At 71.5% G+C, this 13873-nt stretch carries 13 protein-coding genes; 8 read left to right on the top strand and 5 right to left on the bottom strand.

From position 1 onward, the window contains the following. Positions 1-41 precede the first annotated feature (41 nt). Positions 42-1214, top strand: a complete 1173-nt coding sequence (locus tag OG753_RS18920) for an acetyl-CoA C-acetyltransferase (protein ID WP_405789298.1) — start codon at positions 42-44, stop codon at positions 1212-1214. An 86-nt stretch (positions 1215-1300) separates the two neighbouring features. Here the strand turns inward: OG753_RS18920 and OG753_RS18915 are convergent, their stop codons facing one another. Then, positions 1301-2281: a DsbA family protein gene (locus tag OG753_RS18915; RefSeq protein WP_405789297.1), complete on the bottom strand. Its 981-nt coding sequence runs from the start codon at positions 2279-2281 to the stop codon at positions 1301-1303. A 238-nt stretch (positions 2282-2519) separates the two neighbouring features. Here OG753_RS18915 and OG753_RS18910 point away from each other — a divergent pair, with 238 nt between their 5' ends. Together OG753_RS18910 and OG753_RS18905 are read left to right on the top strand one after the other, a co-directional pair. Beyond that, positions 2520-3458: a beta-ketoacyl-ACP synthase III gene (locus OG753_RS18910; protein ID WP_327262938.1), complete on the top strand. Its 939-nt coding sequence runs from the start codon at positions 2520-2522 to the stop codon at positions 3456-3458. A gap of 17 nt (positions 3459-3475) precedes the next feature. Beyond that, positions 3476-4231 carry an alpha/beta fold hydrolase gene (locus OG753_RS18905; protein WP_327262937.1) on the top strand — a complete coding sequence of 252 codons (756 nt, stop codon included), beginning with the start codon at positions 3476-3478 and terminating at the stop codon, positions 4229-4231. 119 nt (positions 4232-4350) lie between these two features. On the opposite strand, the gene OG753_RS18900 is transcribed toward OG753_RS18905, so the two are convergent. Then, the gene (locus OG753_RS18900; RefSeq protein ID WP_327262936.1) at positions 4351-5628 is read right to left on the bottom strand and encodes a M6 family metalloprotease domain-containing protein; all 1278 of its coding nucleotides are present in this window, start codon (positions 5626-5628) and stop codon (positions 4351-4353) included. Between the two features lie 268 nt (positions 5629-5896). Here OG753_RS18900 and OG753_RS18895 point away from each other — a divergent pair, with 268 nt between their 5' ends. The 3 genes from OG753_RS18895 to OG753_RS18885 all read left to right on the top strand — a co-directional run bounded on the left by OG753_RS18895 (position 5897) and on the right by OG753_RS18885 (position 9159). After that, positions 5897-6682, top strand: a complete 786-nt coding sequence (locus OG753_RS18895) for a TetR family transcriptional regulator (protein WP_405789294.1) — start codon at positions 5897-5899, stop codon at positions 6680-6682. A gap of 62 nt (positions 6683-6744) precedes the next feature. Continuing rightward, a complete protein-coding gene (locus OG753_RS18890; RefSeq protein ID WP_405789293.1) occupies positions 6745-8277 on the top strand; it encodes an MFS transporter in 1533 nt (510 codons plus the stop codon). 120 nt (positions 8278-8397) lie between these two features. Beyond that, positions 8398-9159, top strand: a complete 762-nt coding sequence (locus OG753_RS18885; protein WP_405792717.1) for a dioxygenase — start codon at positions 8398-8400, stop codon at positions 9157-9159. Here OG753_RS18885 and OG753_RS18880 read toward each other — a convergent pair. Next, entirely contained in the window at positions 9156-9329 is a 174-nt protein-coding gene (locus OG753_RS18880) for a hypothetical protein (protein ID WP_327262933.1), read from the bottom strand. The genes OG753_RS18885 and OG753_RS18880 overlap by 4 nt on opposite strands. Further along, a complete protein-coding gene (locus OG753_RS18875; RefSeq protein WP_327262932.1) occupies positions 9314-9859 on the bottom strand; it encodes an N-acetyltransferase family protein in 546 nt (181 codons plus the stop codon). The genes OG753_RS18880 and OG753_RS18875 overlap by 16 nt, the downstream gene beginning before the upstream one ends. Positions 9860-10064: 205 nt before the next feature. Here OG753_RS18875 and OG753_RS18870 point away from each other — a divergent pair, with 205 nt between their 5' ends. Then, positions 10065-11042: an RNA polymerase sigma factor RpoD/SigA gene (locus OG753_RS18870; RefSeq protein ID WP_383199753.1), complete on the top strand. Its 978-nt coding sequence runs from the start codon at positions 10065-10067 to the stop codon at positions 11040-11042. 135 nt (positions 11043-11177) lie between these two features. Here OG753_RS18870 and OG753_RS18865 read toward each other — a convergent pair whose 3' ends face one another. Further along, positions 11178-12137, bottom strand: coding sequence for a helix-turn-helix transcriptional regulator (locus OG753_RS18865; RefSeq protein ID WP_405789291.1), 960 nt, complete (start codon positions 12135-12137; stop codon positions 11178-11180). Positions 12138-12199: 62 nt separating this feature from the next. Between OG753_RS18865 and OG753_RS18860 the strand changes: the two genes are divergently transcribed. Next, entirely contained in the window at positions 12200-13762 is a 1563-nt protein-coding gene (locus tag OG753_RS18860; RefSeq protein WP_327262929.1) for an MFS transporter, read from the top strand. Positions 13763-13873: the final 111 nt, after the last annotated feature.

The raw sequence follows: 13873 nt of genomic DNA, 5'->3' as shown, positions 1-13873 counted from the left end.
GTCGGCCCGCAAGGTGCCCAGTGACTAGGAACGAGGAAACGATGAGCACGACATCCGAGGCGTACATCGTCGAAGCGGTGCGTACGCCGGTCGGCCGCCGGAACGGTTCGCTGGCCGGCGTCCACTCCGCCGACCTGGGGGCCCACGTGCTGGGCGCCCTGATGGACCGGACCGGCATCGATCCCGCCGCCGTCGACGACGTGGTCTTCGGCTGCCTGGACCAACTGGGTTCGCAGTCGGGCGACATAGCGCGCACGAGTTGGCTGGCGGCCGGCCTGCCCGAGTCCGTCCCCGGTGTGACCATCGACCGCCAGTGCGGCTCCTCGCAGCAGGCCGTGCACTTCGCCGCGCAGGCCGTGATGAGCGGTCTCTCCGGCCTCGTGGTGGCGGGCGGGGTGCAGAACATGTCGCAGATCCCCCTGACCGCCGCCGCCCTCGTGGGCCCCCAGTTCGGCCACGCCGATCCCTACTCGGGCTCCCGCGGCTGGCGCAAGCGGTACGGCGACCGGACGGTGAGCCAGTTCCACGCGGCCGAGATGATGGCCCGTCACTGGGACATCACCCGGGAGGAGATGGAGGGGTTCGCGCTGCGCAGCCACCAGCGGGCCGCGCGCGCGGTCGACTCCGGATGGTTCGAGCGCGAGATCGCACCGTACGACGACGGCGAGACCGCCCTTGCCGTCGACGAGGGGCCGCGCCGCGACACCACCCTCGCCTCCATGGCCGGGCTGAAGGCGCTGGCTCCCGGCGGCCGGCTGACGGCCGCGACCTCCTCACAGATATCCGACGGCGCAGCCGCCCTGCTGATCGCCTCGGAGCAGGCCGTACGTGAGCACGGCCTCACCCCCCGCGCCCGCATACGCCGGATGACCGTGGTGGGCGACGACCCGATCATGATGCTCAGCGCCCCCATCCCGGGGACCCGCAAGGCGCTGAAGGACGCCGGCCTGACCGAGGGCGACATCGACGCGGTGGAGATCAACGAGGCGTTCGCCCCCGTCGTCCTCGCGTGGCAGCGGGAGATCGCCATCGACCCGCAGCGGGTCAATCCGGTCGGCGGAGCCATCGCCCTCGGCCATCCCCTCGGTGCGACCGGGGCCCGCCTGATGACGACGATGCTCCACCACCTGGAGCGCACCGGCGGCCGTTATGGACTGCAGACGATGTGCGAGGGGGGCGGTCAGGCCAACGTCACCATTATCGAGCGCCTCTGAGGCGGCAACGACGGGCGCGAGGTCCGGGCCGGGTCACCCGGCCCGGACCTCGCGCCCGTCGTTGCTGTGTGCGGAGTCCGGTCCGCTCAGGGCTCGTACGTGGGGGTCATGGCCGCTGCCATGCGCAGGTGCGGGGCGGCCTCGGCGCCCAGGCCCTGCCGCTCCAGTACGCGTCCCAGCATCAGCCGGACATACGAGTCGTCCGGAGTCTCGGCGGCCAGGGACTCCAGGGCGGTGCGGGCGCGGCCCAGCTGGGCCGAGTGGAAGTAGGCGCGGGCGGCCAGCAGGCGGACGTTCCGGTCGTTCTCGTGCGCCTGCGCCAGGGGTCCCAGCAGGGTGAGGCACCCGAGGGGGTCACCGAGGTCGAGGAGGGCCTCGCAGTGGCGGAAGCGCTCGACCTCCTCGGGGAGTTCACGTACGGATGCGCCCGACGCGCCCTGCAGCAGACCGGTGATGACCTCGGGGGCGTGGGCGCCGGCCAGGGCCTCGCCGTTCACGACCAGGGTCGGGGAGGTCTTCACCCCGATCGCCTTTCCGCGCAGCAGCAGTTCGCGCACCGGGGTCTCGCCGCCCCCGGAGGCCAGCAGCGCCGGCCCCTCGGGGAAGCCGGCCCGTGCGGAGATGTCGGCGAGGGTCTCCGTCAGGGCAAGGTCACGGCCGTCGACGAAGTGGGCCCGCAGAACCTCCTCCACCACCGCGTCCTGGAGAGCGGAGCCTCCCTTCTCGTGGGCGAGGGCGATCAGCCGGTGGGCGTCATGGGGGTTGGCGCGCCAGGCGGCGCCCCAGCGCGGCCCCAGCCCTTCGGCGGCCGCGATCTCCGAGACGCGCACCCGGTTCTCGGTGGGCGACATTCCGGGTGCGCACTGCTGGAGGGCCGAGTCCACCACCGGGTCCTTGAGGACCTCGGCCATGGGGAGGGACTCGGCCGGAGCCATGGGGTCGATCCGGAACGGCCGCCAGACCACCTCCACCGGCTCGCCGTCCCAGTCCGCCAGGGCCGTCTCCAGCCGCCGCTTGCCGATGTAGGCCCAGGCGCAGACCACGTCTGCCCAGATCTCGATTCGCATGCCTGGAGGTTAATGAACAGATGTTGTCTAAGCAACACTCGTCGCGCAGTGGTCCGGACCCGGACCCGGTGCCGTCACCGCTCCGCGACGGCCTCCAGCGGGCCGAGGGCTGATGCGTGGCGGGCCCGGCGGGGCCGCGTACTTGTGAAAGCCGCCCGGGCGCGGGCGGCCCCCTGCATAGGCTGACCAAGGGTCAGTCCGGATCCGAACAGGGGTCCATGGAGCGAGGAGAACACTGATGGTCGGGTCGCGTGTCCTTTCCTTCGGGCACTATCAGCCGTCAAGGGTCATGACCAACGCCGATCTGGAGCAGATGGTCGAGACCAGCGACGAGTGGATTCAGAGCCGGGTCGGGATCAAGACGCGTCGGGTGGCGGCCGAGGACGAGTCCGTTTCGGACATGGCCACGAAGGCCGCCGAGCACGCTCTGGCCAACGCCGGGCTCACCGGGGCGGACATCGATTTCGTCATCGTGGCCACCTGCACGGCCCAGGACCGTTCGCCCAACATGGCGGCCCGGGTCGCCGCCGCGGTCGGGGCGCAGGCTCCCGCCGCCATCGACGTGAACACCGCCTGCTCCGGATTCCCGCACGCCATGGCACTGGCCGACCAGAGCATCAGGACGGGTTCCGCCACGAAGGCCCTGGTCATCGGCGTGGAGAAGCTCACCGACTTCGCCGACTGGACCGACCGCACCACCTGCGTGCTCATCGGCGACGGTGCGGGCGCGGCCGTCGTGGCCGCCTCCGAGGAGCCGGAGATCAGCCCGGTCGTGTGGGGGTCCGTTCCCGGGATGGGCGGGGCCGTGCGGATCGAGGCGCCGTCCCACACCTTCGCCCAGGAGGGGCAGTCGGTCTACCGCTGGGCCACCACGGCCCTGCCGAAAGTGGCGCTCGAGGTCTGCGAGCGGGCCGGGGTGAAGCCCGAGGAACTGGGCGGCGTCGTCCTGCACCAGGCCAACCTGCGGATCATCGAGCCCCTCGCGCGCAAGATCGGTGCGGTCAACGCCGTCATAGCCAAGGACGTCGTCGACTCGGGCAACACCTCGGCGGCGAGCATCCCGCTCGCGCTGTCCAAGCTCATCGAGCGGGGTGAGATCCGCAAGGGCTCGCCCGTCCTGCTCTTCGCGTTCGGCGGGGGCCTGTCCTACGCCGGCCAGATCATCAACTGCCCGTGACCGGGGGCCAGGGACCGATGACGACGACATCCTCCGCCGTGCCGTGGTGGCCGCAGCTCCGGCTGCGGGAGCCGGCGGTCGCGCCCCGGGCGCGGCTGCTGGTCTTCCCGCATTCCGGGGCCGGCCCCAACACCCTGTTCCCCGTGGTCGGGTCGCTGCCCGAGCACGTGGAGGTGCTCGGGCTGTCCCTGCCGGGGCGGGAGCGCCGCTTCGGCGAGCCGCCCGGCTGCCGGCTCGGCCAGGTCCTGGACTCCGTCTCCGACGAGGTGCTCGGCCGTGCCCCGCTGCCCACGGTGGTCTTCGGGCACAGCCTCGGCGCGCTCCTCGCCGTGCGGGCCGCGCGCCTGCTCGGCCCGCACTGCCGGGCGGCCGTCGTCAGTGGGCAGGTACCCGGCCGGACCCCGCGCCGGGCCCATGGGACCACCACCGAGGAGGACGCCGTCCAGCTGCTGCGCGACGGCGGGGGCACGCCGGAGTGGGTGCTGCACGATCCGGACATGCTGGCCCACGTGACGCGCGTCCTGCGGGCCGACATCGAGCTCGGCCGGGAGGCCGCCGTGGGGTTCGAGGACGTACGGCTCGACGTGCCCCTGCACGCGCTGGGCGGCACGGCCGATCCGCTGGTCCCGCACGAGCCGCTCGACGGCTGGGCCGCTCATACGTCGGGCAGCTGCTCGGTGCGCCGTTTCGACGGCGACCACTTCTTCCTGCTGGCCGACGAGCACCGCCCCACGGTCGTGGACGTCCTGCGCCGGGCGCTCGCGGAGAGCTGACCGGACGCGGGGCGCCCGGGGCGCCTGCGCGCGCCCGGCGGCGCAGGCGCGCACACGAAAGGGCCGGAGCCACGCCGCGCGTGACTCCGGCCCGGAGCCCGTCCCCACCCGGCCCGCCCTCACGGCCGGATGATACGGACCTGGTAACTGCCGTTGCGCAGTTCACCCACCACGGACACGCTGATGCCCGCCTTCTCGTCGGTGAACGTCTCGCCCGGCCGGAACGGCGCGTCCGAGAGCTCCGCGTGCACGTTGGGCCGCCGGGTGCAGCCGCCGCTCGCGGTCGCGCTGTCCGACACGGATATCGGGCCGTGTCCGGTGTCCACGTCGGAGTCCACCTTGTAGATGAGGACGCCGGGCTTGCAGACGGCCTCGTCGTTCCCGGCCCGGGTCCGTACCTCCACCGCGTACCCGACGCTCTCCGACAGCGGTACGAAGGCCAGCTTGGTGCCGCCCCGTATCCCCAGCGGGGCCAGGGTGTGGTCGCTGGTCCCCGGCTTGGACGCGCAGCTGATCTGCGTGCTGTCCAGCCAGCCCAGCTTCCACTTGTGCCAGCCCATGAGGTCGTTGTTGGCACCCCAGTCCTCGCTCATGATGTCCCAGTGCCCGACCGTGCTCCCGCCGTCGGAGGTGTAGAGGTCCGGCAGTCCGAAGACGTGCCCGTTCTCGTGGGGGAGCACCCGGTAGCCGGTCTCCCGGTAGGTGCCGGAGCCGTCGTCCTGACGGCTGTAGACGAAGGACGTGTTGGCCAGCGGCACCCCGTCGGCGACCGGCGCCTCGCCGTTGCCCGAGAAGGTCACCGACAGGACGGTGTCCAGGGCGGACGGCCCGGCGTTCGGCGTGACCAGGATGTTGATCAGGTCGTACCGGCTGAAGTCCACCTCGGGGTCGGCGGCCTTCGCTATGTGCTCGACGAGCTGCCGGTAGCCCGGCTCGTACGCGGACCCGCGCTCGATCCCGTACGCCGCGAAGGGCATCGGCATCCGCAGCCAGCCGCTTATCGGTGCCTCGGCCCGGTAGGCCAGCCGGCCGTAGGAGCTGGTGCGGAACCAGTCGGCCGTCTGGGGGAAGAACTCGGCCATCCGGTCGGCGGCCGTGCCCTCGCCCTTGGCGTCGGGGAAATCGATCATCAGGTTCAGGGCCCGGATCTCGCCGGTCGAGCGGGAGTACCCGGGCGGCGTCGGCATGCCCTCGGACATCTGCACCCCCATGGTGCCCGCGATCCGGCAGGGCGCGAGAGCCGATTCGACGGTCGTGGCCACCGCTCCGGCCGCCGGGTTGCCGCGCCCGGATATGCCCGTGCTCGCGGTCGTCGTGACGCCGAGGGCCAGCGCGGTCAGGCCGATGTACGCGCTGGTGCGGCGTGGTGTGCGTATCCGGTGGCGGGTCTGCGGCATGGAGATCGCCTTCGGGTCCGCGGCAGCCGGCCCTACCCGGTCTGCGCTCTGTCCGATCACACTCCGCCGGGCGCGCCGCGCCCGCGCGTCGAGAGAGGCCGAACGTGGACCGGCTTGTGGCTCAGGTCACACGGGCGAGTGAAATAACCGGGGACCGGATCCCCGTTTGCATGTGAGTCCCGCTAAGCGGGGAGCGGCTCCCCGTTTGGGCGGGCGGTCGCGCCGTCCGCACCACGAGCCCGCGAGTCCGCGCCAGGGAGGCCCCGGAATGAAGCGCCCCACCAGCACCGCCACGGCGGCCCGCCCCGCAGTCGAGCCGGACGCGGACCCGGCACGGGCCAGGGCTCAGGCGCAGCCGCAGGTCCAGGCGCCGGCCCGGGCGCCCGTGCAGGCATCACCGGCGCCGACGCCGGCCCGACTGCCCGCGGCCGACGTCCCGCGCCCGCGCGCCGACGCCGTACGCAACCGGGAGCGGATCCTGACGGCGGCCCGCGAGGCCTTCGTCGAGTTCGGCTCCGCGGCCCCCTTCGACGAGGTCGCCCGCCGGGCCGGCATCGGCAATGCCACGCTCTACCGGCACTTCCCCGACCGCCCCACCCTCGTCCACCACGTCGTGCTGTTCACGATGGCCCGCGTGACGGCCTCGGCCGAGGCCTCCCTCGCCGAGGAACCCGACGCCTTCGCCGCCCTGTGCCGGTTCACGCACGAGGCCGCGGACGAGCGGATCGGCGCCCTGTGCCCGATGCTCTCCGACGGCTTCGACGGCGAACACCCCGAACTGCTCGCGGCGGGTACCGCCTTGGAGGCGGCCGTCGTGACCCTGCTGGCCACCGGCCAGGACGCCGGACTGGTCCGCGCGGACATCGGCGTCGGCGATCTGATGGTCGCCCTGTCCCAGCTCAGCCGCCCCCTCCCCGGCACCGCGTGCCTCGACACCGACCGCTTCGCCCACCGTCATCTCCAGCTCTTCCTCGACGGATTGAGGGCCCCGGCCCGCTCCGAGCTCCCGGGTTCGGCGGCCACCCTGGACGACCTGCGGCAGAAAACCATGTGACCCGCACAAAGCTCTACAACTAGCCTCTTTCAGTCATTCCGCACAGTGAAGTGGGTACCCCCATGCCAAAAACAGCCGCGAGCCTCGCGCCGGCTGCCGACCCCAGCCGCTGGAAGGCACTCGTCTTCATAGCCCTGGCCCAGCTGATGGTCGTCCTCGACGCGACCATCGTGAACATCGCCCTCCCCTCCGCCCAGACCGATCTCGGCATCTCGGACGGAAACCGCCAGTGGGTCATCACCGCGTACGCGCTGGCCTTCGGCGGACTGCTCCTCTTCGGCGGCCGCATCGCCGACAAGTGGGGCCGTAAGAACGCCTTCGTCGTCGGCCTCATCGGCTTCGCCCTGGCCTCCGCGCTCGGCGGTGCCGCGAACGGCGAGGCCATGATGCTCGGCGCCCGCGCCCTCCAGGGTGCGTTCGGCGCACTGCTCGCCCCGGCGGCCCTGTCGCTGCTCGCGGTCATGTTCACCGACGCCAAGGAGCGCGCCAAGGCCTTCGGCATCTACGGCGCGATCGCGGGCGGCGGCGGCGCCGTCGGCCTGATCCTCGGCGGGTTCCTGACCGAGTACCTCAACTGGCGCTGGACCTTCTTCGTCAACATCCCCTTCGCGATCGTCGCGGCCGTGGGCGCCTGGATGGTCATCCGCGAGCACGCCGGGTCCCGCAACCGCGCGCCGCTCGACATCCCGGGCGTGATCCTGTCCACCACCGGTCTTGTCGCCCTCGTGTACGGCTTCACCCGCGCCGAGTCGGCCGGCTGGTCGGACGCCCTGACGGTCACCATGTTCGTCGCCTCGGCGCTGCTGCTGGCCTCCTTCGTCCTCGTCGAGTCCCGGGTGAAGTCCCCGCTGCTGCCGCTGCGCGTCCTGCTGGAGCGCAACCGCGGCGGTGTCTACCTCTCGCTCGGCCTCGCCGTCATCTCGATGTTCGGCCTGTTCCTCTTCCTCACCTACTACCTGCAGATCGTGAAGGGCTTCTCGCCCGTCAAGACCGGCTTCGCCTTCCTGCCGATGATCGCGGGCATGATCACGGGCTCCACCCAGATCGGCGCCCGTCTGATGACCCGGGTTCCGCCGCGCCTGCTCATGGGTCCGGGCTTCCTGGTCGCCGCCCTCGGCATGCTGCTGCTGACCCAGCTGGAGGTCGGGTCCTCTTACCCGGCGCTGATCCTGCCGGCGCAGCTGCTGCTCGGCCTCGGCATGGGCACGGCGTTCATGCCGGCGATGTCCCTGGCCACGCACGGGGTGAACCCGGCCGACGCCGGTGTCGCCTCCGCCATGGTCAACACCTCGCAGCAGGTCGGCGGCGCCATCGGCACCGCGCTGCTGAACACCATCGCCGCCTCGGCGACCACCGCCTACCTGACCGACCACGCGGCCGAGGCCGCGGCGGGCGGTCCGGCCGGGCAGCTGATCCAGGCGCAGGCCATGGTCGAGGGCTACGCCTCCGCCATCTGGTGGGCGGTCGGCATCCTGGTCGCCAGCTCGGCCATCGCCCTGGCGCTGATCAACACCGGCCGTCCGGGTGCGGGCGGCCCGGTGGCCTCCGGCTCCGTCGAGGACGCCGGGCTGAAGGTTCCGGTGATCGCCCACTGATCCGGGCCGAGGGCCCCGGGGAATGACTGATGACCCCGTCTCGTTCAAATTTGAACGAGACGGGGTTAGTCTGTTTCAGTACGCATTTCAACTAGGCGGAGGAGCGTCGTCGTGACCCGCATACCGGCCCTGTACCTGAGCCACGGCGCACCACCGCTGGCCGACGACCCGATCTGGCCCGGCGAGCTCGCCGCCTGGTCCGCGGACCTGCCCCGCCCCCGGGCGATCCTGATGGTCTCCGCCCACTGGGAGGAGGCCCCGCTCGCCCTCGGCGCCACGGAGCGCGTCCCGCTCGTGTACGACTTCTGGGGCTTCCCCGAGCACTACTACGGGGTCCGCTACGACGCCCCCGGCGCCCCGGACCTGGCCGCCTCGGTCCGCAAGCTGCTGCAGGCCCCGGGCATCCCCGTGCAGGACGTCCCGGACCGCGGCCTGGACCACGGGGCGTACGTCCCCCTGGTGGAGATGTACCCGGAGGCCGACATCCCGGTCCTCCAGATCTCCCTGCCCACCCTGGACCCGGCCCGGCTGATGGACATCGGCCGCAAGCTGGCCCCGCTGCGGGACGAGGGCGTACTGATCGTCGGCAGCGGCTTCTTCACGCACAACCTGGCGGCGCTGCGCCACACGGGCCCGGGCGTCCCGGGCTGGTCGGCGGAGTTCGACGCGTGGGGCCGTGAGGCCCTGGCCGCGTCCGACGTGGACGCCCTGCTGGACTTCGAGCACAAGTCCCCGGCGGGCCGCCTGGCCCACCCCCGCACGGAACACTTCGCCCCGCTGTTCGTCACCCTCGGCGCGGCCGAATCCGACCTGGCCTCGGCCCGCACCCCGGTGGACGGCTTCTGGATGGGCCTCTCGAAGCGCTCCCTCCAGTTCGGCTAGCCGGCCAGGCCCTCCCGCCCGGCGTACGCGCGCCGTTTGCGGTCGCGGTCCCGGTCGATGCCGTCCTTGCCGGGTGACACCACTTCCGCGATCAGTTCCACGCCGGAGGCGTCGATCCCGAGGCCGTCCTCGGCCGCGTGCTCTTCGGCGTCCTTCAGAGCGATGAACACGTCCCGGACGGGTGGTGGTCCAGCCGCTTCTCGTACCAGCGGACGTCCCAGTACCGGTCGAACTTCCAGCCCGCCTCCGTGAACTCTCCGATCCGGCGGAAGCCGAAGCGCTCGTGCAGGCGCACCGAGGCCTCGTTCGGCAGGGCGATCCCGGCGAACACGCGGCGCACGGGCTCCTCGGCCAGGGCCGCGAAGAGCGCCTCGTAGAGGAGGGTGCCGATGCCCCGGCCGACCGCGTGCGGGGCGAGGTAGACGCTCGCCTCCACCGAGGTGGCGTAGGCCGGTTTGGGGCGGAATGCGCTACTCGTGGCGTATCCGGCCATTCGATCGCCTGTCCAAGCAACCAGAAGCCGGTGGGGCCCGTCTTCAGGGTGGGAGTGCAGCCAAGGGCGACGCTGTTCCGGAGTGAAGACGGCCGTGTCGAACGTGACGGCGGTCTCACGGACGTAGTGGTTGTAGAGGTCCGTGAGGGGTGCCAGATCGGCCTCCGTTCCGGGCCTGACCTGCACCTCTTCGAGATCTTGCAGCATTTGCTCCCCTCTCGTGGCGGGGCAGGATACTGCAAGATCTCGAAAAAGAGGGAGCAGCGTGGGAATTCTGTCCCGATTCCAGTCGTTGTTTCCTTCGGAAGCGGGCACTCGGGAGAGTGTCCGTGACGTTCCGGACCGGTTGGCAGCCGTCCCCCGTGGCGTCCACCAGCCGCACCGCGACCGAACACTTCGCAAGGGAGCACGCATGGCAACCCGCGCCGTCGCCCGTCGTCAGTCCACGAGCAGCGCCCGCGCTGTGGGCGGGGAGATCGCAGACCGCGACCTGGTCGGCATGTACCTGGACGAGATCGCGCGCACCCCGCTGCTCGATGCCGCCAAGGAAGTGGAGCTGTCCCAGATCATCGAGGCGGGCGTCTATGCCCAGCAGATCCTCGACGGGGCGATAGAGCGGGACGGGGAGACCCCGGCCCGCGAAGAGCTGGAAGTGCTGGCCGCCGAGGGCGAGCACGCCAAGGAAGTCTTCATCCGGTCCAATCTCCGCCTCGTCGTGGCCGTCGCCCGGCGCTATCCGCGCAGCGGCCTGCCCCTCCTCGACCTGATCCAGGAGGGCAACGCGGGCCTGGTCCGCGCGGTCGAGAAGTTCGACTACGCCAAGGGCTTCAAGTTCTCCACGTACGCCACGTGGTGGATCCGCCAGGCGATCACCCGGTCCATCGCGGACCAGTCCCGCACTATCCGCCTCCCCGTTCACCTGGTCGAGGAGCTCGGCCGGATCCGCCGCGTCCAGCGCGAGTTCAACCGGGAGAACGGCCGCGATCCGGAGCACGCCGAGATCGCCGCCGAGCTGGACACGACGGAGAAGCGCGTGGGAGACGTACTGGACTGGGCGCGCGACCCGGTCAGCCTGAACATGGCGGTCGACGACGACGGCGACACCCAGTTCGGTGACCTCCTGGAGGACACCTCTGCGATCTCGCCCGAGCAGTCCGTGCTCTCGCTGCTGCGCAGCGAGGAGCTGGAGGACCTGCTGGGCAAGCTCGACCAGCGCACCGCGTCGATCATCAAGATGCGGTACGGCATCGACGACGGCCGGGAGCGGACCCTGACGGAGGTCGGCAAGCAGCACGGCCTCACCCGGGAGCGGATCCGCCAGATCGAGAAGCACGCGCTGCTGGAGCTGAAGAAGATGGCGCGCGACACCGGCTTCGACGCGGTGGCCTGAGAGCCTCCGCCCCCATACGAGCCCCGGTGCCTATCCCCCCCCAGGCGCCGGGGCTCTCTCCTGCCCCGGCCCGGGGCGACCCCGCCCGACCACGCCCGACCGCCCGACCGGAATGGCCCGGTCGTCCGTGCCCCGTCAGGCAGGTCCCGCCACCGCCCCGGCGAGCCGGGCGGCCAGCGCCCCGGCCGCCGCCCGCAGCTCCGCCGGCTCCCGCACGGTGAACGGCAGCCCCGTCAGGGCGAGCCGCGCCGCCATCCACTCCGGTGCGTCCGAGCTCTCGAAGCGCACCGAGGTCTCCTCCCCGTCGCCCGGCAGGGCCGCGGCCCGCAGCCAGGCCGGCAGCTCCTCCGGGCCCGCCGCGAAGCCGACCTCCACCCGGTAGGGCTGCTTCTCCCCGCCCCGCAGCCCCCGCCGCACGAACTCCTCCGCCTCCATCGGCAGCTCCCGCCGTGTGAACCGGGCTCCCGTGGCGAACGCCTCGTCGACCCGGTCCACCCGGAAGGTCCGCCAGTCCTCCCGCTCCAGGTCGTAGGCGACCAGGTACCACCGGCTCCCCGTGCTCACCAGCCGGTAAGGCTCCACCAGCCGCCGCGTCTCGGCCCCGTTCCCCGCCCGGTAGGCGAACCGCAGCCGCTCCGGCCCGGCCACCGCCCCGGCCATCACCGTCAGCGTCCGCGGGTCCACGCTCGCCCCGTCCCCCCGCGTCAGCGCGATCGTGGCCGACTGCAGCGCGCTCACCCGGTGCCGCAGCCGCGAGGGCAGGACCTGCTCCAGCTTCGCCAGGGCCCGTACGGAGGCCTCCTCGACCCCCTCGATCGCGTGCCCGGCCCCCGCCCGCAGCCCCACCGCGATCGCCACGGCCTCCTCGTCGTCGAGGAGCAGCGGCGGCATCGCCGCCCCCGCCACCAGCCGGTACCCGCCCTCGGCGCCGAGCGTGGCCTCCACCGGGTAGCCGAGCTCCCGCAGCCGCTCGATGTCGCGCCGGATCGTCCGTGCGCTCACCCGGAGCCGCTGTGCCAGCTCGCTCCCGGGCCATTCGCGCGGGGTCTGGAGGAGGGACAGCAGGGAGAGCAGCCGTGCGGGGGTGTCGGTCATGAATCCAGGCTGCCAGCGAAATAGGACACAGACTGACCTAGACGCCGTCTAAGTTTCTCCTCATGAGCACCGAGACGTCCAAGACAGCGCCCGAAAGAGAGAACGGGCCCACACAAGAAGAGCGGAACGACGTAGCCCACGACGCACCCAGCCCGACCGCCGACCGCCGCCGCTGGCTGGCGCTCGCCATCGTGATGACCGCGGCCTTCATGGACCTGGTCGACGTCACGATCGTCAACATAGCCATCCGCACCATGCGCGAGGACTTCGGCGCCTCCACCAGCGCGATCCAGTGGATCACCGCGGGCTACGCCCTCGCCTTCGCCGCCGGCCTGATCACCGGCGGCCGTCTCGGTGACATCTACGGCCGCAAGCGCATCTTCCTCATCGGCATCGCCGGCTTCACCGCGGCCTCGCTGCTCTGCGGCATCGCCTCGACCCCGGACGTGCTCGTCGTCGCCCGCCTCCTCCAGGGCGGCATGGCCGCCCTGATGGTGCCGCAGGTCCTGGCGATCATCCACGTCACCTTCCCGCCGCAGGAACGCGGCAAGGTCTTCGGCATGTTCGGCGCGATCGTGGGCCTCGCCGCCGTCTCGGGCCCGCTGCTCGGCGCGCTGCTCATCGAGTGGGACCTCTTCGGTCTCGGCTGGCGCCCGATCTTCCTGATCAACCTGCCCGTGGGCGTCATGGGCGTGATCCTGGGCCGCAAGTTCATCGCCGAGTCCAAGGCCCCGCAGGCGCTGCGCCTGGACCTCGTCGGTGTCGTCCTCGCGACGCTCGCCCTGGTCCTGCTGATCTTCCCGCTGACCCACGGCCACGAGAACGACTGGCCGATGTGGGGGTTCGTCTGCATGAGCGCGGCGCCCTTCGTCTTCGCCGCCTTCATCGCGTACGAGAAGTACAAGATCAAGAAGGATGGGTCCCCGCTCGTCGAGCTCTCCCTCTTCAAGGTCAAGAGCTTCGCCGGCGGTATCGCGGTCCAGCTGACCTTCGGCATCGCCACCGGCATCTTCTTCCTGGTCTGGACGATGTACATGCAGATGGGCCTCGGCTGGAGCGTGCTGCGCGCGGGCCTGACCGGCATCCCGTTCTCCATCGCCGTCTCGGTCGCCGCGGGCCTCTCGGTCGAGAAGCTCGTCCCCCGCTTCGGCCGCAAGGTGCTCCAGGCCGGTGCGCTGGTCATGGCCGCCGGTCTGCTCCTCTACATCTGGGAGTCGCAGCACTACGGCATGGAGATCGCCTCCTGGCAGATGGCGGCCCCGCTGGTCGTCATGGGTGTGGGCATGGGCCTGATCGTGGCCCCGTTGAACGACACCGTGCTCTCCGAGGTGCCGCGCGAGCACGCCGGATCCGCCTCGGGGCTGATCAACACCACCGGCCAGATGGGCAACGCGCTGGGTCTCGCCCTGACCTCCGTCGTCTTCTTCGGTCTGATCGAGAACGACATGGTCTTCGGCCCGTCCTACGTCGAGGCCTTCCGCGGTGCCCTGTGGTGGGTCGTGGCCGTACTGGTCGTGATCTTCGCGCTGATGTTCGTGCTGCCGCGAAGGGCGATCCCGATGGAGGAGCGCGAGGGTGCGGCCGAGCACGCCGGCCGCACCGCCGAGAAGGTCCCGGCCGTCTGACCGGCCCTTCCGCGCCACCGTCGAACGGACATGGCCGCCCCTGGGGGCGGCCATGTCCGTTCTTTTTTGTTTCCCTCCGCAAACACCCGTATGGTGGGGCGAAATCATTCA

The organism is Streptomyces sp. NBC_00029, assembly GCF_045160505.1.
In the GTDB taxonomy this organism is placed as follows: Bacteria; Actinomycetota; Actinomycetes; order Streptomycetales; family Streptomycetaceae; genus Streptomyces.
The sequence above is the reverse complement of the archived record's forward strand: the minus strand, read 5'-3'. Positions and strand labels throughout refer to the sequence as shown.

Coding starts and splice junctions, on each gene's coding strand:
- OG753_RS18875 (WP_327262932.1), bottom strand. CDS start 9,859: ATGCTGCAAGATCTCGAAGAGGTGCAGGTCAGGCCCGGAACGGAGGCC.
- OG753_RS18915 (WP_405789297.1), bottom strand. CDS start 2,281: ATGCGAATCGAGATCTGGGCAGACGTGGTCTGCGCCTGGGCCTACATC.
- OG753_RS18870 (WP_383199753.1), top strand. CDS start 10,065: ATGGCAACCCGCGCCGTCGCCCGTCGTCAGTCCACGAGCAGCGCCCGC.
- OG753_RS18860 (WP_327262929.1), top strand. CDS start 12,200: ATGAGCACCGAGACGTCCAAGACAGCGCCCGAAAGAGAGAACGGGCCC.
- OG753_RS18895 (WP_405789294.1), top strand. CDS start 5,897: ATGAAGCGCCCCACCAGCACCGCCACGGCGGCCCGCCCCGCAGTCGAG.
- OG753_RS18910 (WP_327262938.1), top strand. CDS start 2,520: ATGGTCGGGTCGCGTGTCCTTTCCTTCGGGCACTATCAGCCGTCAAGG.
- OG753_RS18905 (WP_327262937.1), top strand. CDS start 3,476: ATGACGACGACATCCTCCGCCGTGCCGTGGTGGCCGCAGCTCCGGCTG.
- OG753_RS18900 (WP_327262936.1), bottom strand. CDS start 5,628: ATGCCGCAGACCCGCCACCGGATACGCACACCACGCCGCACCAGCGCG.
- OG753_RS18920 (WP_405789298.1), top strand. CDS start 42: ATGAGCACGACATCCGAGGCGTACATCGTCGAAGCGGTGCGTACGCCG.
- OG753_RS18890 (WP_405789293.1), top strand. CDS start 6,745: ATGCCAAAAACAGCCGCGAGCCTCGCGCCGGCTGCCGACCCCAGCCGC.
- OG753_RS18865 (WP_405789291.1), bottom strand. CDS start 12,137: ATGACCGACACCCCCGCACGGCTGCTCTCCCTGCTGTCCCTCCTCCAG.